Origin of the sequence: Amycolatopsis minnesotensis (genome assembly GCF_039529815.1) — a bacterium.
Lineage (GTDB): Bacteria > Actinomycetota > Actinomycetes > Mycobacteriales > Pseudonocardiaceae > Amycolatopsis > Amycolatopsis minnesotensis.
On record NZ_BAAANN010000008.1, the window covers coordinates 100,098 to 116,618 of the forward strand.

Genomic DNA, 16,521 nt, shown 5'->3' on the forward strand with positions numbered 1-16,521 from the left:
CTAGGCTCGTACCCACATCGGCGAAAGCGATTGTTTGCGATCAAGCCGATCGCGATCAGTCATGCTCGTCTGCCGCGAGCGGCCACGAGGTGGCTCCATTGTGGACAGTCTGCCCGGTGCGGTCGCCCAGTGGGGTGGGTTCGCCGAGCGCGACCCCGGCCACGCTGACCTCGCCGGGTGCCGGGCCGCTCACCTGGAACAGCGTGCGCCGCAGCTTTCCGTTCGGGTCGCGCGGCATCGTGGGCACCGCCCACACCGACCGCGGCAGTTTGAACCCGGCCAGGCGTTCCCGGCAGTGCGCTTCCAGGTCGAGCGGGAGCCGGGAGCCGTGCACCTGGAGCGCCGCGGCGACCCGCTGGCCGTACTCGTCGTCCGGCAGCGCGAACACGGCCGCGTCGTGGACTTCCGGGTGGCTCAGCAGCGCGGCCTCCACCTCGGCGGGGTAGATGTTGACGCCGCCGGAAATGATGGTGTCGTCGTCGCGGCCGGTCAGCACCAGGTAGCCGTCTTCGTCGAGGTATCCGCTGTCGCCGAAGGTGTAGGTGTCCGGCCGCAGGTGCGCCTCGGCCGTCTTCTCCGGTGCGTTGTGGTAGCGGAAACCCCGGCCCGGCCGTCGCCGGACGTACACCTTGCCGTGCCCGCCGGGCGGCAGTTCGGCACCGTCCTCGCCGACGATCAGCACCTGCGCCGAACCGACCGTCCGGCCGACGCTGGCCGGTTTGCGAAGCCACGTCTCGCTGTCGATGGTGGTCACCATGCCGCCCTCGGTGGAGGCGTAGTACTCGGTGAACACGGGGCCCCACCAGTCGATCATGTCGCGCTTCAGCTTGGGAGCACAGGGAGATCCGCCGTGCCACACCAAGTCGAGGCTGTCGCCGGAGAAGGCGGCGCGCTGCCCGTGCGGCAACCGCAGCAGCCGCGCGAAATGCGTCGGCACGAGATGCGTGGTGGTGATCCGGTACCGGTCGATCACCGAAAGCAGATCGGCGGGATCGAACCGCGGGCGCACCACCAGCCCGCACCCGCCGAGCATCGGGAACAGCGAGAGGAAGAGCTGCCCCGAGTGGTACCAGGGCCCGGTGAGCAGGTTGCGCCCGGTGCGCGGCAGGCCGACCGAATCGCTCAGCCTCCCCAGCAGCGAATTCACCTTGCCGAGCGGAGCGCCCGCGTGCAGGAGCGTGCTCACCACGCCCTTGGGATGGCCGCTGGTGCCCGAGGTATACAGCAGCATCGAGCCGCAGACCTGCCCGTCCGGCTCCGTCTCGTCGGCGGTGCGGAGCAGGTCGTCGAGCGCTTCGAGACCGTACTGCGCGATGCCGCCGGTGACCGCGCTCAGCCGGGCACCCGCGACGGGGTGGCGTGCCAGCGCCGCGCTGACCGTCGCGGCGGTGCCGGGGTCGGCCACCACCGCCGCGGGCACGCAGTCGCCGAGCAGGTAGGCGATTTCGTCGGTGGTGAGGTGCCAGTTCACCGGGACCAGCGTGATCCCGCTGTGCAGGCACGCCAGCAACGCTTGGAACGTGTACCGGGAATTGCCGGTGACCAGCGCGAGCCGGTCGCCGAAACCGAGGCCGCGCTCCCGCAGCGCGGTGATCCACCCGTTCACCGCGCGGTCGAGTTCGGCCCAGGTCAGCGATTCCTGGCCGTCGTCGAGCGCGGGTTCGCCCGGCCGCGCCAGCGCCATCGGCTCAAGGAGCGCCGCCATCAGCGCACCCGCGGTTCGGGCCGGGTGGCCAGCAGGTCGCGGACGAGCCTGCGCGAGACCTTGCCGGTGCCGTTGACCGGTAGCTCGGCCACCCGTACCAGCCGTCGCGGCCGCTTGTCGTCGGCGAGTCGCCCGATCAGCCAGGTCCTCAGCTGGTCCACCGTCAGGTCGGTGCTCGTGACCACGGTCGCGCACACTGCCTCGCCCCAGCGTTCGTCCGGTACGCCGACCACCGCGCACTGGCGGATGACCGGGTGTTCGAGCAGCACGGCTTCGACGTCGGCGGGGTAGACGTTGACGCCGCCGCTGATGATCAGGTCGTTTCCGCGATCCACGACGTACACGTATCCCCGTTCGTCCAGGTATCCGATGTCGCCGACCGTCGCCCAGCCTCCGGCGGCTTCGGCGGGGTGATCCCCGGACGCGCCGCGGTAGGCGACGAACGACAGGGGAGTGCGGGCGCGGAGCACACCGCGTTCGCCGGGGCCCAGTTCCCGATCGCCGTCGAAGGCGCGCACCGTGACGCCGGGGAAGGGCCGTCCGCAGGACCGCGGGCTGCGCAGCAGTTCCGCCGCGGGCAGCACGGTCAGCGGCCCGAGTTCGGTGCAGCCGTAGCAGTCGAGGAACACCGGGCCGAACGCGGCGACCGCCCGCCGCTTGAGCTCACCGGGAAACGGCTCGCCCGAGACGACCACGTTTCGCAGGGACGCCGGATTCTTCCCGCCCTGTTCCGCCACCTCGACGATGGCGCGGAGCTGGCTCGGGGTGAGGAAGGCTCCGTCGCAATCGTCCCTGATCGCGGCGGCCAGCCAGTCGTGGCTGTCGAACCGCGGGAGCACGGTCACCGCGCCGCCCTTGGCGAGCACCATCAACGCACAGGTCAACGGGCCGGAGTGGTACAGCGGACCGGCAGACAGGAACCGGCTGCCGCCGCCGATGCCGAAACCGCGCGCGATCGCTTCGGCCAGCGCCCGGTCGCCGCGGGTCCGCACCGCGGCCTTGGGGCTCCCGGTCGTGCCGGAGGTGAAGATCAGTGACGAACCGGCGCCGAGCCGATTGGTCCCGCCCGGTTCTCCCGTGCGCTCACCGACGGGCCACGACGCCGGATCCGTCGAAGGGTCGTCGAGGTCGAGGCGGGGGCACGTGGTCGCCGCGGCCGGTACCAGCTTCGCCGTGGTTCGTTCGACGACCAGCACGCGGGGCCGCGCGACCGCCAGCATGCGCTCGAACTCGCCGGGGCTCGCCCGGTAGCTCAACGGGACGGTCAGCGCGCCGAGCCGTTGCGCGGCCAGGGCGAGCAGCAGGACTTCGACCCGGTTGTGCAGTACCCAGCAGAGGCGGTCGCCCGGTCGCACCGCGTGGGCGCGCAGGAGTGAAACGAGCCGGTCGACGGCGAGATCGACGGCGGCGAAGGTCAGCTCCGCACCGGTGCTGTCCCGCAGCGCCACGGCGTGCGGGGTTCGCGCGGCGTGTTCCCGTACTCCTTCGCTCATCGGCGCGGCACCGGGACGGGGGCCACCGGTGACGGGCGAGCAGGACACGGCGAAGGGCACGAACGATCGTGGCGGTTCACGCGGCGAGTGTAGCTCTATCTACTATCTTGTATCTAGATCCTCGTCGATCGGCAGGGGAACAGCCGTGCGATGTCAGGAGCCGTCGGCCCCGGAGCCGGCCTTGTTGCGCATCCGCGTGACCCAGCCCTGTGCCGTGTGCACCGGCACGTCGTAGTGGGACGCGACACCGGTGATGGTGCCGACCTCGTCGTAGACCTTGGCGAGTTCGTCGAACTCGGGGGCGCGCCGGTACGTGCGGGCCGGACGCGGCTTGGCCTTCGAGGTGTTCTGCTTGCGGCTCTTGGCCGGCCTGCGGTCCGCCGCTCCCTTCGCCGTCTTGGCCTGGGCCTTCTGCGGCGCGGGCGCCGGCTGGCGCGCTTCCGGCCGGAAGGCCAGCGCGAGCTGCGCGGGATCGATCCTGGCGAGCGACTGCGCGGCGGAAACCCCTTCGGCGCCGGTCCGGATCGTCAGCTCCTTGACGTACGGCTTGTCGCCCGCGGTCTCGATCAGCACGGTCATCTCCGAGCCGAGCTCGCTATCTGCGGTCGCATCGTGCGGTTTGATGGTAACGACATACTGACCCATTGCTGTGCTCACACCCCTTCTGACGGGTCCGCTCGCACCTCCCCCTGCAGCGTGCCGGACAGACCACCAAGTGTCGTTTGATCACTATACTTTATCGGCTCGTGCTGGTCCTGACACCCGGATCGTGCCATGACCGGGGCCGGCGAGCGCAGCGGGACCGCGAAACACCGAAGCAAGATGACAGAGAGTCGTCACGGGCGCGCTGGCCGTGTCGGTCCGGCAAGATTGCTCCGACGGGTGTAGTTATTTCTCCCGGGTTAATAATGCCTACACAAAAAATATGCCGTCGAACATTTTCGTCAGGCAACTTCGTTCCTTGAATGAGAATTTCCGACTTTGTCCCTACGCGGTCGTCCCGGTGCCGTTCACCTGCCCGATGAGGGATGATACCCGGCCTTGACGTCGACCTTTCAGCTGATTAGCGTGCTTCCCAGCTGCTGAGAGGGACGATTTCCTGGGGGAACGGTGTCGGAGTGTGCGGTGTCGAGTCAGCTTGGGGTCAGATTGGTTCAATTCAGGACGTCAATGCTCGCGGACGTGTTGATTTTCTCGCTACTGACGTCGACCGCACGGTCGCGCCCGGTATTGCCGGAACGGAAATGGCAGGTGGAATCCCCGGTGCGGGGCGGCACCGTGCACTGGGCGCCGGTGGGCGACCAGCGGCGCGGGCCGGTCACTCGGCGTGGCCGCGTGCTCGGGTACGGGCGCACGCACGAACCACGGGTAAGGCGACGGCAGACACGACGTCCGCAAGGGTCCGCCCTGTGCGCGCGCGAATCGTCCGCGGGTCAACGGTCCGTGCCGGAAGAGCTGCTGAGCGAGGATCTCGCGTTCCGCGTGCGCCGGCTCGCCGACCACGGGGTGAACGGCCTCTTCGACGACCTCTGGCCGGTGGTGCGCACCGAGCGCCAGGTACTGCGCCTCGGATCGCACTGCAACACCCCGATCGACGTCGCCGACGACGACCTGCTGCTCATGCCGTCGGTGTTCTGCACCTCGTATGTGGTGTCCGTGGTCGAACCCGGCCTCCCGACCGTCATCGTCTACCCGGCCCGGGGCAGCGCCCACCTCGCGGCGGGCGTTATCGCCGGTGTCCGGGCCGAGTTGCAGGCGTTCCTCGACGAGATCGGGCTCGCCGTCCTCCGCGGTCTTGCCGTGCCCCGCACCCTCGACGAACTGGAGGACCTGATCGCCGTGCACCCGGTGCGGATCGCGGGCGCGCTGGAGCGGCTGCGCACCGACGGGCTCATCGGCAGGCGGCAGCGCGGGACGGTGTTCTACCGCCGCGGCATCGGCGCGCTGCTGAACGGATGGCGCTGCGGCGGTTGTAGGTCGAACGCCGCGGAGCCCGCGCCTTCGCTCAGCACGGCAACCAGACGTTCTTGGGTCTGGTGAACTCCCGCAGCCCGCTGACACCGCCGATCCGTCCGTAACCGCTCTGCTTGGTGCCCCCGAACGGCGCGCCCGCCGCCATGCCCGGCACGCCGTTGACCCAGACGTTGCCCGCGGTCAGGTCGGCGGCCAGCCGGTGCGCCCGGCGCAGATCGCTGGTGTGCAGGTAGGCGGCGAGGCCGTAGCGGGTGCCGTTGGCCATCGCGACGGCCTCGTCGTCACGGGTGAACCGCTGCACGGTGAGCACCGGGCCGAAGATCTCCTCCTGGACGAGTTCGCCGTCCTGGCCGGCCTCGGCGAACACCGTCGGCCCGAGGAAGTAGCCATCGGCGAGTGGGCCGCCGAGCCGTTCACCGCCGAGGACGAGCTTGCCGTCGCCGCGTTCCCTGGCGCGCGAGACGAATCCGAGCACCCGCTCGCAGGCCGCGGCCGACACCAGCGGGCCCATCATGGTGCGCGCCGCGCGCGGATCTCCGACGACGACCCGGCGCAGCCGCGCGGTGAGCACGTCCAGCACCTGCTCGTACACGCTGCTTTCGACCAGGACGCGGGTGCCGTTGGCGCAGCCCTGACCGGACAGCGCCACCACGCCCGCCATCGCCAGCCTCGCGCTGAACCGGGGGTCGCTGTCGGCGAACACGAGATGCGCCGACTTCCCGCCGAGTTCCATCCCGACCGGTTTCAGCAGTTCCCGTGCCCCGTCCAGTACCGCGCGCGCCGTCGCGGCGCCCCCGGTGAAGTGGACCTTGTCCACACCGGGATGCCGGACCAGTGCCTGACCGGTCGCGGGCCCGCCGGGCAGCACCGCCAGTACCCCGCTGGGCAGTCCCGCCTCGACGGCCAGCGCGCCGACGCGCCCCGCCACGAACGGCGTCAGCTCGGAGGGCTTCACCACGACGGTGTTGCCCGTCGCCAGCGCGGGGCCGAGCATCTGCCCCATCGACACCAGCGGCCCGTTCCACGGGATGATGATCGCGACCACGCCGTACGGTTCGTCGAGCGTGTAGTCCAGTGCCCGCACTGGCCACGTCGGCACGACTTCGCCGCCGATCTTGTCCGCCCAGCCCGCGTAGTACCGGAGGTGGTCGGCTGCCACCTCCGCCATCCGCGACGTGAACTGGACGGGCAGCCCGATTTCCAGCGTTTGCAGCGCGCCGAGTTCGCCGGCGTGCGCGACGAGCAGGTCGGCGAACCGCAGCAGCACGTTCCGCCGCTGGTCGGCGGGCAGCGCGCGCCAGCCGGGCGCGGCGTCGGCGGCGAGGCGCACCGCATGGTCGACCTCGTCGGCGCCGGCGAGCGGGAACGAACCGGTCACCGTGCCGTCCGCCGCGTAGACGTGGTCCACCGAGCCCGCCGACGTGCTCGTCACCATGCCGTCGCCGAGCAGTACCCCGGACTCGGGCACGACCAGGGCGGGATCCACCGAGACTGTCATCGTATCTCGCTTTCTGTTCCGTACGCTGCCGGACAACGGTAGCGTTTCTGGTGTCTGTGATTCCCGCGGAGGTCAGGATGGCGAAGACCATGCACCTGAACGTGTTCACCCAAGCGTCGCCGTCGCCGCAGTTCAAGGGCATGTGGCGGGCCGACGGCGATCGCACCGCCGTCGGCTACCGGTCGATCGACTACTGGACCGACTACGCGCGCAAGCTCGAAGCCGCCTGCGTCGACGCGCTGTTCTTCGCCGACGTGCACGGCGTCTACGACGTCTACCAGGGATCCTGGGCTCCCGCGGTGCGCAACGCGGTGCAGGTCCCCTCGATCGACCCGGCGCCGATCGTCGCCGCCGCGGCCGCGGTGACCCGCCACCTCGGCCTCGCCATGACCTACTCGACCACCTACCACCAGCCCTACGAGTGCGCGCGCCTGTTCTCCTCGCTCGACCATCTCACCGGTGGCAGGGTCGGCTGGAACATCGTGACCTCGTATCTGCGGTCCGCGACCGCGAACGGGCTCGGCGAGTACCTCGAACACGACCTGCGGTACGACCGGGCAGCGGAGTACATCGACGTGGTGCGCGCGCTGTGGGAGCGGAGCTGGGACGACGACGCGGTGGTGCTCGACGCCGAGCACAACGTGTTCACCGATCCCGCGAAGGTGCGCGAGATCGGGCACGAGGGCGAGTGGTTCTCGGTGCGGGGGCCGCACCAGTGCGAACCGTCGCCGCAGCGGACCCCGGTGCTCTACCAGGCGGGAGCCTCGCCGAAGGGCATGGCGTTCGCCGCGCGCGTCGCCGAAGTCGCCTTCCTCACGATGTCCGATCCCCAGGACGGCGCTGGCCAGGTGCGCGGTCTGCGGTCGCAGGCGGTCGGATGCGGGCGGGCACCGGGGGACATCAAGGTCCTGCAGGGTTCGATGGTGATGGTCGGGGCGACGGCCGCCGAGGCCAAGCAGCGCGCGTCGGCGTACAACTCGTTGTGGAGCGCGGAAGGCCAGCTCGCCAAGTGGTGCGGCTGGATGGACGTCGACCTGGCGAAGTTCCCCGACGACACACCGGTGGACGACGTCCGCGGCCAGGCGAGCAACTCGTTCCTGGGATTCCTCAAGCGCCTCTCGCCCGAGCGCGAGTGGACGATCGGCGACGTCAAGTACCTCGTGTCGCGCCCCCGCAGGCCGCGGACCAACGCGCCGGTGACCCTGTACGGCACGCCGGAACAGGTCGCGGGCCGGATGGAGCAGTGGCTCGAGGTCGCCGACGTGGACGGGTTCAACCTCATCCCGTGCCTGCCCTCGGCAGGCGTCGACGACATCTGCGACCTGCTGGTGCCGGAGTTGCAGCGGCGCGGGATGTTCCGCCGGGCCTACGATCCCGCCGAGCGCACGTTGCGGGAGCGGTACTTCGGCGCGGGTAACGTCCGGTGCCGGGCTCACGCGCCGGGGTCCGCGGTGAGCAGTGCCGCGCCGAAAGCCGAATAGGAGTCCCGCGCCGCCACGAAGTGCTGGGTCGCGGTGTGCGCGTCCCGCACCCGGCGCTGCATCGGCGAGCTGTCGTAGACCGACGACCCGCCGGCCAGCCGGTGGGCCGTGCCGACGACACCGCTGGCGGTGGCGATGATCTTGGTCGCGCACGCCCGCAGCTCGGCACGATCCCGTGCGGTGGCGGGAAGCCCGGCCCGCTCCCGCGCGGCGGAGGCTTCGGCCTGCCGGTACAGCAGGGCGCGCGCGGCGAGCAGTTCGGTGTGCGCTTCACCGAGCTGGTCGTGGAACACCGTCGACGAGGCGAGCGAGGTCCTGCTCAGCGCCGGGCGCTTCCCGCCGGTGGCCAGTTCCCGGTCGTAGCCGAGCGCCGCGGCCGCGATGCCGACCACGACGGCGGCGATGAGCAGGCTGGACTCGGCGATCCTCGTCCTGGCCCGCGCGGTCGCCGGGTCGGTGGGATCCATGGTGATCATGCGCGGCTCCTGGCAGACCGCGCCCGCGACCGCCACGTCGTGGCTGCCGGTGGCGCGCAGGCCGAGCACCTGCCAGGTGTCCGCGATCTCGATCTCGTGGCGGGGCAGCAGCACGATCCTGGTCAGCGGTCCGCCGTCGGGACCGAGCTCCACCGAACGGTCGCGCACCAGCACGCAGTTGACGTAGAACCACTGCGCCCGCTCGCAGCCGGTGACGAACGGCCAGCGCCCCTTGACGCGCCTGCCGCCGGTCACCGCGGTCGCCCTGCCCTTGGGCGCGACGGCACCCGCGGCGAGCAGATCGGGCCCCGCCGCGTACAGCTCGGCGACGGTCGCCTCGGGCGCGCAATCGATGATGAGCTGGGACAACGCGGCTTGGCCGACCACCCATGCGGTCGACCCGTCCGCGGTGGCCAGCGCCTCCAGCACGCCGAGCAGCTCCGGCAGCGGCACCGCCGAACCGCCGTGGCGCGCGGGCGCGGCCAGGCGGAAGCAGCCGGCCGCCAGCAGTGCGTCGACCAGCGAGGCCGGGAGCACACCCTTGGCGTCCGCCTCGGCGGCGAACCCGTCGACGAGGGGCAGCACCTCGGTCACGGTGTCCATCACTTCTCCTATCTGCGTTCAAGGGTGTCGGTTCCGGCGCGGCGACGGCTAGGCTTGGCCGATCCGTCGAGAATGGCGCTGGAGGGCATTTCGTGACGACGCAAGCGAACGACGGCAAGGTTCTCGCGATGCGCATGTGGCGGTCGATGCTCGCGACGCAGGAGCTGATCACCTGCTACCTCGGGGTACGGCTCGGCTGCTACGAGGCGCTGGCCACCGGTCCGGCGACCGCGGGCGAGCTGGCCGAGCGGGTGGGCGTGGCGCCGCGGTACGCGGTGGAATGGCTCGAACAGCAGGCGGTGATCGGCATCCTGGAGGTGGCCGACGCGACGCTGCCCGCGGACGAGCGGCGCTATTCCCTGCCTGCCGCGCACGCCGAGGTGCTCACGGTGTCCGACAGCCCGCAGTCGATGGCCGCGCTGGCGTTGCTGCCCTTCGGCGGCGTGGCCGCGGCGCTGCCGAGCCTGCTGGAGGCGTTCCGCACCGGGGGAGGGGTGCCGGATTCGGTGTACGGCGAGGACTGGCGCGCCGGGCACGGCAGCGCCAACCGCGCGATGTTCCTGCACGAGCTGCCCGGCTGGATCGAGGCGTTCGCACCGGACGTGCACGCGGCCCTTTCCGAGCCGGGCGCCACCGTCGCCGATGTCGCGTGCGGTTCCGGCTGGGCGAGCATCGCGCTCGCGACCGCCTATCCGGAGCTGCGCGTCGACGGGTTCGACCTCGACGCCGAAGTCCTCGCCGACGCCGAGCGGGAAACCGGTGCGCGCGGGCTCGGCGAGCGGGTGCGGTTCTTCGCCATGGACGCCGCGAAGGCGGAGGCGGCGGGCGACTACGACCTGGTGTGCCTCTTCGACGCGTTGCACGAGATCTCGCACCCGGTCCGCGTGCTGCGGACCTGCCGCGAGCTGCGCGCGGAAGGGGGCACGGTGCTCGTGCTCGACGCGAAGGTGGCGCCGGAGTTCACCGCACCGGCGGACGAGGTCGAACGGTTCCAGTACGGCACCAGCCTCCTGCACTGTCTCCCCGCCTGCCTTGCCGAGCCGGGTGCGACCGGAACCGGCACGGTGATGCGCCCCGGCGCGGTGCGGCGGTTCGCCGCGGAAGCCGGGTACGCGGCCACCGTCCTGCTGCCGGTCGCGGATCGGTTCCACCGGCTCTACCGGCTGGTGGGCTGACCCGCGCGCCGGTGTTCAGGACTGCTCGGCGAGCTTCTCCAGCACGAGGTCCTGCACGTTGCCGACCGTGGTGATCTTGCGCGCGGTCTCCTCGTCGATCGGCTCCAGGTCGAACTCGTCCTCCAGCGCGAAGGCGACTTCCATCAGCGCCAGCGAGTGGTAGCCGAGGTCTTCGACCAGCTTGGTGTCCGCCTTCAGCTCGGTATCGGAGTCGGGCGCGAGGTCCTTGATGAGGGTGAGCACGATTTCGCGGACGTCATCGTCGGTCCACTCCGTCGTCGCCGACGCTGCGGGCTCGGTCATGGTGCTGATCTCCTGTTCGGTTCGGCATCACGGGTTTCGTCGCACGGGCGCGGTTCGAGGAGGCCGCGCTCCCGCAGGATCGGGAGCACCCCCTCGCCGAACCAGTAGGCCTCTTCGAGATGGGGCTGGCCGGAAAGGATGAAGTGGTCGAGGCCGAGCCGGTGGTACTCGGCGATGCGGTCGGCGACCTCGTGGTGGCTGCCGACCAGCGTCGCCCCGGCGCCCGGCCGGGCGAGGCCGTAGCCCATCCACACGTTCGGGTAGACCTCGAGCCGGTCGGTGCTCCCGCCGTGCAGGACGGCCATCCGGCGCTGCCCCTCCGACTCGGTGCGCGCGAACCTGGCCTGCGCGCTTTCCACCGTCCTCGGGTCCAAAGTGGACATGATCTCCGCCGCGACCGACCATGCCTCCGCCGAGGAGTCCCGTGTGATGACGTGGAACCGGGTGCCGAAGCCGAGCGTTCTGTCCTGCGCGGCGGCGAGGGTGCGCACCTTCCGGACCAGTTCGGTCAATCCGTCGGGCCGCTCGCCCCATGCCAGGTAAACGTCGGCGTGCCGCGCGGCCACTTCGTGCGCGGAGCCGGAGGACCCGCCGAGGAAGATCGGTGGCCGCGTCGGATGCGGTCGCGTCAGCAGGCCCGCGGTCATCTCGTAGTAGCTGCCCGCGAAATCGACCGGTTCGCCGTCCCAGAGGCGGGTGACCGCGTCCACGAGTTCCGCGGTGCGCTCGTACCGCCGGTCGTGGTCGAGCCGGTCGCCGTAGCGGCGCTGCTCGTCGGCGTCGCCGCCGGTGACGACGTTGAACAGCAGCCTGCCGCCGGACACCCGTTGCAGCGTGGCCGACATCTGGGCGACGAGCAGTGGCGACACGAATCCCGGCCGCAGCGCGATCATGAACTTCAGCAGGCTCGTGCGCTGGGACAGCGCCGAGGCGACGACCCACGGATCCTCGCAGAACAGGCCGAACGGGGTCAGCACGCTTTCGAAGCCGAACCGCTCCGCGGCCTGTGCCACGGCACCGAGGTAGTCGATACCGGGTGCACGCCGCGGTGCTCGTGCGGCAGCGCCGTTCGCGGCCTTGGCGATGGTGCGCCCGTCCCCGTGGGACGGCAGGAACCAGTGCAGGTGCAGGGACATCCAGGAAGTCACCCCCGGTGCGGAGCCGTGGTCGAACACTATGCGATGTGCCGACTCAAGCCAAGATATCCGAGACTACTGTCTTGGGTTCGCTGACAACAAGAGAAACGAGATACGTGTATTCGCGCAGGAACGCCGCCGCCTCGTCCCCGGTGAGCTGGGCGTCGTTGTAGAACAGCACCGCGCGGAGTTCGGTCCCGCCGACCGGCACCAGCGCGAGCTCCAGCCCGAACCGGCTCCCGAGCTCGTCGGGGATCAGCAGCTCGACGTCGAGCCCGCCGGCGCGGCGGGTGTGCTCCACCTCGGCCATCACGTTGAACACGACGTCGTCCACCCGCCTGCCCCCGGTGTCCACCACGCCGCCGGGCAGCATCTGCGTCGGCAGGTCCTGGAACGCGAACGCGCCGATCACGGCCGCGTGCGCGTGCTGGAGCAGTTCGGCGAACGTGGCTCCGCCCGGCGCGCGCACGCGCAGCAGCACCATGTTCGCCAGCAGCCCGACGGTGCCCCGCACCGCGGCTCGCGACCGGTTGGCGAACATCGACGCCACCGCCAGGTCGTCCTGCCCGGTCCGCCGCCGCAGGTGCAGGTGGAACGCCGTGAGCAGCACGGTGAACAGCGTGGTGTGGTGCGCGCGGGCCAGTTCCCACAGCGCGGGCACGGTGGCGGGGTCGATCTCCGCGTGCGCCGATCCGGTCCGGCCCTCGCCGGGACGTGCCTGCGCGGCAGGGAAGCGGGCGAGCTGGGCGCCGGTGAGCTGGCGCCGCCAGTAGTCGCGGTGCCGGGACAGCGCGTCGCCGGAGAGCTGTTCGTGCTGCCACGCGGCGAACCGCGCGTACTGCCAGGTCGGCTCCGCCAGTTCCGCGGTGCCGCCGATGGCGCGTTCGTACAGCGCGCACAACTCGCCGAGCAGCACGCCCGTGGACCAGGCGTCGGTGACGAGGTGGTGGAGGTTGACGCACAGCACGTGCTCGTCGTCGCGCACGCGCCACAGCGTGACCCGCATCGGCCACTCCGTCGGGTCGAGCGGTGTCCGCACCTCCGCGGCCACCAGGTCGCCCGGATCGGTCCCGCGCGGCACGTCCAGCACGGTCCACGGCACCGCCCGTGCGGGGTGGACGAGCTGTTCGAGCCTGGCCGCGCGACCGGCGAAGGTGGTCCGCAGCGACTCGTGCCGTGCCGCCAGCTCGTGCACCGCCGAGCGCAGCGCCTGCTCGTCGAGCGGCCCGCGCAGGCGGCACAGCAGCGGGCAGTTGAGCGCGCCGAAGTCGGCCCGGTAGTGCTTGATGAGCCAGAGCAGGCGTTGCGCGATCGAGGCTGGCTCTCGGCGTGGGGTCACGACCGCGATTATGCAAGAACCAAGTTACTTGGTCGAGAGAAGCAAGATACGGTGACAGGAACCGGTGCCGTGACCTACCGTTCGGGTATGCGCAGAACGGTCGTCGCCGCCGAAGTGTCCGCCGAGCTCGACTGGGACTACGAGGCGGTGGACGAGCGGGTGCGCCGCCTCTACGACCGCGCCCGCCACGCCCAGTGGTCCGTGGAAGACATCGACTGGTCGATCGAGGTTCCGTTCGGCGCCCCGCTCGCCGACGATTCGGCCTTCGCGATGTCGGCCTTCCGCGAGTCGCCGATGGCGCGGCGGGGCAGGCCGATGTGGGACGCCTTCCGCTGGGAGCTGCAGTCCTGGATGGTCAGCCAGTTCCTGCACGGGGAGCAGGCCGCGCTCGTGGTGGCGGGGCGGCTGGTGGAGACCGTGCCCGATCTGGACAGCAAGATGTACGCGGCCAGCCAGGCCGTCGACGAGGCGCGGCACGTCGACGCCTTTTCCCGCTACCTCGCCGAAAAGGTCGAGCACCCCTACGAGGTTTCCGAACCGCTGCACCAGCTGCTGCGGGACATCCTCAGCGACGCCAGGTGGGACGTGACCGCGCTCGGCATGCAGATCATGGTGGAGGCGCTGGCGATGGCCGCCTTCCGGCTCGCCGAGCGCACCTTCCACGACGATCTGATCAAGGACATCACCCGGCTGGTGGCCAGGGACGAGGCGCGGCACGTCGCGTTCGGGGTGCTGTCGCTCGGCGGGGTCTACGGCGAGCTGACCACGGCGGAGCGGGTGGAGCGGGAGGAGCTGGTGCTGCAGGCGGCGAGCCTGATCCGGCGGCGGTTCCTGCTCGACGACGTGTGGCAGCGGCTGGACATCGACCAGCACGAGGGGACCGAGTTCGCCAGGCGGCACCAGCTCATGATCGCCTACCGGCAGGCCATCTTCTCGCGGGTGGGCCTGGCGCTGCGGCAGATCGGCCTGATGACCGAACGGGTCCGCGACGGCTTGGCGGGACTGGGACTGCTCGGGGTCTCGCTCGGCAGGCTGGACGGCCGGTGAGCGGTGACGACCGGAGGGAGGAATCGCTCCGGATGGCACAGCAGACCCCGCGGTACGACCTCGATTCGGTGGTGCGCCTGGCCGAACTGGCCGATTACATCGTTCCCTTCGCCATTCGCACCGCCTGCTCGCTCGGCGTGGCCGACGCGTTCGACGACGGCCCCGCTCCGGTCGAGACGCTCGCGGAGCGCACCGGCACCCAAGCGCCCGCCCTGCTGCGCTTGTTGCGCGTGCTCGCCTCGCGCGGGATCGTGGCCGAGCCCGAGCCGGGGGAGTTCACCCTCACCGGGCTCGGCAGGCCGTTGCGCGCCGACCACCCGCTTTCCCTGCGCGACACGCATTCCCTGTTCGCCGCCGACGTGCTGGCCTGGTCACGGCTCGACGTCCCGGTGCGTACCGGCGCACCCGCGTTCGACGTGGTGCACGGCACCGACTACTGGACGCACCTCGCGGCGAACCCGGACGACAGCGCCAGCGTGGACCGGTGGATGCGCGGCGCGAACCGGCTGCACCTGCGCACCGTGCTGCCCGCCTACCCGTGGGGCACCGCGAGCACGGTCGCGGATCTCGGCGGCGGCACGGGTGGCTTCCTCGCCGGGATCCTGGGGCGGCATCCCCGGCTGCGCGGGATGCTCTACGACCTGCCGCACGTGGTTTCCGGCGCCGGACCGGTGCTGACCGGGGCGGGGGTGGCCGACCGGTGCGCGGTGCTCGGTGGTGACCTGTTCGACCGCGCGCCGCGCGGCGCGGACGTCTACGTGCTCAAGACCGTGCTGCCGGGGTTCACCGACGACGAGGCGGTCCGCCTGCTCGGCAACGTCGCCGAGGCGATGGAGCCGGGGGCGCGGCTGGTGCTGCTGGAAGCCGTGCGGGTTCCCGGCGACGCCTACGACGTGGCGAAGCTGTTCGACGTGCACACGATGGTGCTTACCGGCGGCAGGCACCGCACGCGTGAGCAGAACGCCGCTCTGCTGGAACGGGCGGGGCTGCGGCTGGTGCGCGTCGTGCCGACGGCGACGTTGACGGTGCTGGAGGGCGAGCTCACCGCGGGCTGAGCGCCACGGGCACCGTCGCGTAGGCGCGGAACGGGGTGTTGGCCTGCCTGTGCGCCGGGCCGGCCGCGGAGAACTCGCGGACACGAGAAGCGAGCCGCTCGAACACGATGGTGCCTTCCATCCGCGCCAGGAACGCGCCGAGGCACAGGTGTGCGCCGCCGCCGAAGGTCACGTGCGGGTTCGGCGTGCGGCCGATGTCCAGTGCGGCCGGGTCGTCGAACACGGACTCGTCGTGGTTGGCCGAGCCGAGCAGGAGGATCAGGACGCGGCCGGCGCGCAGCTTCCTGCCCTCGATCTCCACCGGGGCGTTCAGGTACCTGGCGGTGCCTTGGATCGGCGCGTCGTAACGGAGGAACTCCTCGACCGCCGTGGCGGCGAGGCCCGGCCGGTCGAGCAGGCGGGCGCGTTCGGCGGGGTGGTCGAGCAGCGCGGCCCAGCCGGTGGTGATCAGGTGGACGGTGGTTTCGAAGCCCGCGAAGAACGAGAACACCGTGTTGTCCACGATTTCGGAGTGGGTCAGCGCTTCACCGGCGTCTTCCACCGCCAGCAGCCGCGAGATCAGGTCCTCGCGGGGGTGCCGCCTGCGTTCGGCCAGCAGCGCGCCGATGCGCTCGCGCAGCCAGCCGACCGCCGTGTCGGCCGCGGCGCGCGCCTCGTCCGGCACGATGGCGGCGAAGGCGCGGCCGAGGTCGATCGCGAACCGCCTGACCTCGTCGGTCGACTCCTCCGGGATGCCCATCAACCGGCAGATGACCCGTACCGGCAGCGGATAGGCCAGCTCGGGAACCACGTCGAGGCCGCCCCCGTCCAGCGCGGGTGCCAGCAGCTCGTCGGTGATCGCCTCGATGTCCGCTCGCATCCGGCGCACCATCGCTGGGCTGAACGCCTTGCCCATCAGCTTGCGCAGGCGAAGGTGCTCCGGCGGGTCGCGGTAGAGCATGATCCGCTGGAAGAACGCGCTCGCCGCCCCGTCGCCAGCGGAAAGCCGGTGGTAGTGCTCGGGGAACTGGCTGCCGAGGCGCGGATCCCGTTGCAGGCGGAGCACGTCGGCGTGCCGGGTGACCGCCCAGCTTCCCGCGCCGGAACGGCACAGCGGTCCTGCCGCGCGCAGCCGCGCGTAGGTCGGGTAGGGGTTCTCGACGACCTCGGGCTCGCGAGGGTCGAACCGGGGAGGAAGCGCTGCGGGACGCATGACGGCCAGTGTCGGCCGTCCCCGGCACGGCACGCAAGACGGTA

The 16,521-nt window shown here is 71.1% G+C and carries 14 protein-coding genes; 5 read left to right on the forward strand and 9 right to left on the reverse strand.

Annotated elements, in window-relative coordinates; translation table 11 throughout:
- Positions 1-55: 55 nt before the first annotated feature.
- From ABD256_RS12145 to ABD256_RS12155, 3 genes are all read right to left on the reverse strand, one after another.
- The gene (locus tag ABD256_RS12145; protein ID WP_344416876.1) at positions 56-1,705 is read right to left on the reverse strand and encodes an AMP-binding protein; all 1,650 of its coding nucleotides are present in this window, start codon (positions 1,703-1,705) and stop codon (positions 56-58) included.
- The gene (locus tag ABD256_RS12150; RefSeq protein WP_344416878.1) at positions 1,705-3,198 is read right to left on the reverse strand and encodes a class I adenylate-forming enzyme family protein; all 1,494 of its coding nucleotides are present in this window, start codon (positions 3,196-3,198) and stop codon (positions 1,705-1,707) included. Before ABD256_RS12150 ends, ABD256_RS12145 begins: the two co-directional genes overlap by 1 nt.
- A 153-nt stretch (positions 3,199-3,351) precedes the next feature.
- The gene (locus tag ABD256_RS12155) at positions 3,352-3,777 is read right to left on the reverse strand and encodes a hypothetical protein (RefSeq protein ID WP_344416880.1); all 426 of its coding nucleotides are present in this window, start codon (positions 3,775-3,777) and stop codon (positions 3,352-3,354) included.
- 864 nt (positions 3,778-4,641) lie between these two features.
- Here ABD256_RS12155 and ABD256_RS12160 point away from each other — a divergent pair.
- Entirely contained in the window at positions 4,642-5,238 is a 597-nt protein-coding gene (locus ABD256_RS12160; protein WP_344416882.1) for a hypothetical protein, read from the forward strand.
- Here the strand turns inward: ABD256_RS12160 and ABD256_RS12165 are convergent.
- A complete protein-coding gene (locus ABD256_RS12165; protein ID WP_344416884.1) occupies positions 5,204-6,670 on the reverse strand; it encodes an aldehyde dehydrogenase family protein in 1,467 nt (488 codons plus the stop codon). The two genes, ABD256_RS12160 and ABD256_RS12165, sit on opposite strands and share 35 nt — an antisense overlap.
- A 50-nt stretch (positions 6,671-6,720) precedes the next feature.
- Here ABD256_RS12165 and ABD256_RS12170 point away from each other — a divergent pair, with 50 nt between their 5' ends.
- Positions 6,721-8,151 (forward strand): LLM class flavin-dependent oxidoreductase, encoded by a 1,431-nt coding sequence (locus ABD256_RS12170; RefSeq protein WP_344416886.1) that lies wholly within the window; start codon positions 6,721-6,723, stop codon positions 8,149-8,151.
- Here ABD256_RS12170 and ABD256_RS12175 read toward each other — a convergent pair.
- The gene (locus tag ABD256_RS12175) at positions 8,103-9,230 is read right to left on the reverse strand and encodes an acyl-CoA dehydrogenase family protein (protein WP_344416888.1); all 1,128 of its coding nucleotides are present in this window, start codon (positions 9,228-9,230) and stop codon (positions 8,103-8,105) included. The genes ABD256_RS12170 and ABD256_RS12175 overlap by 49 nt on opposite strands.
- A 92-nt stretch (positions 9,231-9,322) precedes the next feature.
- On the opposite strand from ABD256_RS12175, the gene ABD256_RS12180 reads away from it, so the two are divergent.
- On the forward strand, positions 9,323-10,405 hold the full coding sequence (locus ABD256_RS12180) for a class I SAM-dependent methyltransferase (RefSeq protein WP_344416890.1): 1,083 nt from the start codon (positions 9,323-9,325) through the stop codon (positions 10,403-10,405).
- Positions 10,406-10,420: 15 nt separating this feature from the next.
- Here ABD256_RS12180 and ABD256_RS12185 read toward each other — a convergent pair whose 3' ends face one another.
- The 3 genes from ABD256_RS12185 to ABD256_RS12195 are packed head-to-tail and all read right to left on the reverse strand — an operon-like array spanning position 10,421 to position 13,183.
- Complete coding sequence (locus ABD256_RS12185; protein WP_344416893.1) at positions 10,421-10,708, reverse strand: acyl carrier protein; 288 nt, start codon at positions 10,706-10,708, stop codon at positions 10,421-10,423.
- Complete coding sequence (locus ABD256_RS12190; RefSeq protein WP_344416896.1) at positions 10,705-11,844, reverse strand: LLM class flavin-dependent oxidoreductase; 1,140 nt, start codon at positions 11,842-11,844, stop codon at positions 10,705-10,707. Before ABD256_RS12190 ends, ABD256_RS12185 begins: the two co-directional genes overlap by 4 nt.
- Positions 11,845-11,899: 55 nt before the next feature.
- On the reverse strand, positions 11,900-13,183 hold the full coding sequence (locus tag ABD256_RS12195) for a condensation domain-containing protein (protein WP_344416898.1): 1,284 nt from the start codon (positions 13,181-13,183) through the stop codon (positions 11,900-11,902).
- An 87-nt stretch (positions 13,184-13,270) separates the two neighbouring features.
- Here ABD256_RS12195 and ABD256_RS12200 point away from each other — a divergent pair, with 87 nt between their 5' ends.
- Positions 13,271-14,230, forward strand: a complete 960-nt coding sequence (locus ABD256_RS12200) for a ferritin-like domain-containing protein (RefSeq protein ID WP_344416900.1) — start codon at positions 13,271-13,273, stop codon at positions 14,228-14,230.
- 32 nt (positions 14,231-14,262) lie between these two features.
- On the forward strand, positions 14,263-15,285 hold the full coding sequence (locus ABD256_RS12205) for a methyltransferase (RefSeq protein WP_344416903.1): 1,023 nt from the start codon (positions 14,263-14,265) through the stop codon (positions 15,283-15,285).
- Here the strand turns inward: ABD256_RS12205 and ABD256_RS12210 are convergent.
- Positions 15,272-16,477, reverse strand: a complete 1,206-nt coding sequence (locus tag ABD256_RS12210) for a cytochrome P450 (RefSeq protein WP_344416906.1) — start codon at positions 16,475-16,477, stop codon at positions 15,272-15,274. The two genes, ABD256_RS12205 and ABD256_RS12210, sit on opposite strands and share 14 nt — an antisense overlap.
- Between the last annotated feature and the right edge of the window lie 44 nt (positions 16,478-16,521).

Coding starts and splice junctions, on each gene's coding strand:
- ABD256_RS12145 (WP_344416876.1), bottom strand. CDS start 1,705: ATGGCGGCGCTCCTTGAGCCGATGGCGCTGGCGCGGCCGGGCGAACCC.
- ABD256_RS12150 (WP_344416878.1), bottom strand. CDS start 3,198: ATGAGCGAAGGAGTACGGGAACACGCCGCGCGAACCCCGCACGCCGTG.
- ABD256_RS12155 (WP_344416880.1), bottom strand. CDS start 3,777: ATGACCGTGCTGATCGAGACCGCGGGCGACAAGCCGTACGTCAAGGAG.
- ABD256_RS12165 (WP_344416884.1), bottom strand. CDS start 6,670: ATGACAGTCTCGGTGGATCCCGCCCTGGTCGTGCCCGAGTCCGGGGTA.
- ABD256_RS12175 (WP_344416888.1), bottom strand. CDS start 9,230: ATGGACACCGTGACCGAGGTGCTGCCCCTCGTCGACGGGTTCGCCGCC.
- ABD256_RS12185 (WP_344416893.1), bottom strand. CDS start 10,708: ATGACCGAGCCCGCAGCGTCGGCGACGACGGAGTGGACCGACGATGAC.
- ABD256_RS12190 (WP_344416896.1), bottom strand. CDS start 11,844: ATGTCCCTGCACCTGCACTGGTTCCTGCCGTCCCACGGGGACGGGCGC.
- ABD256_RS12200 (WP_344416900.1), top strand. CDS start 13,271: ATGCGCAGAACGGTCGTCGCCGCCGAAGTGTCCGCCGAGCTCGACTGG.
- ABD256_RS12205 (WP_344416903.1), top strand. CDS start 14,263: ATGGCACAGCAGACCCCGCGGTACGACCTCGATTCGGTGGTGCGCCTG.
- ABD256_RS12210 (WP_344416906.1), bottom strand. CDS start 16,477: ATGCGTCCCGCAGCGCTTCCTCCCCGGTTCGACCCTCGCGAGCCCGAG.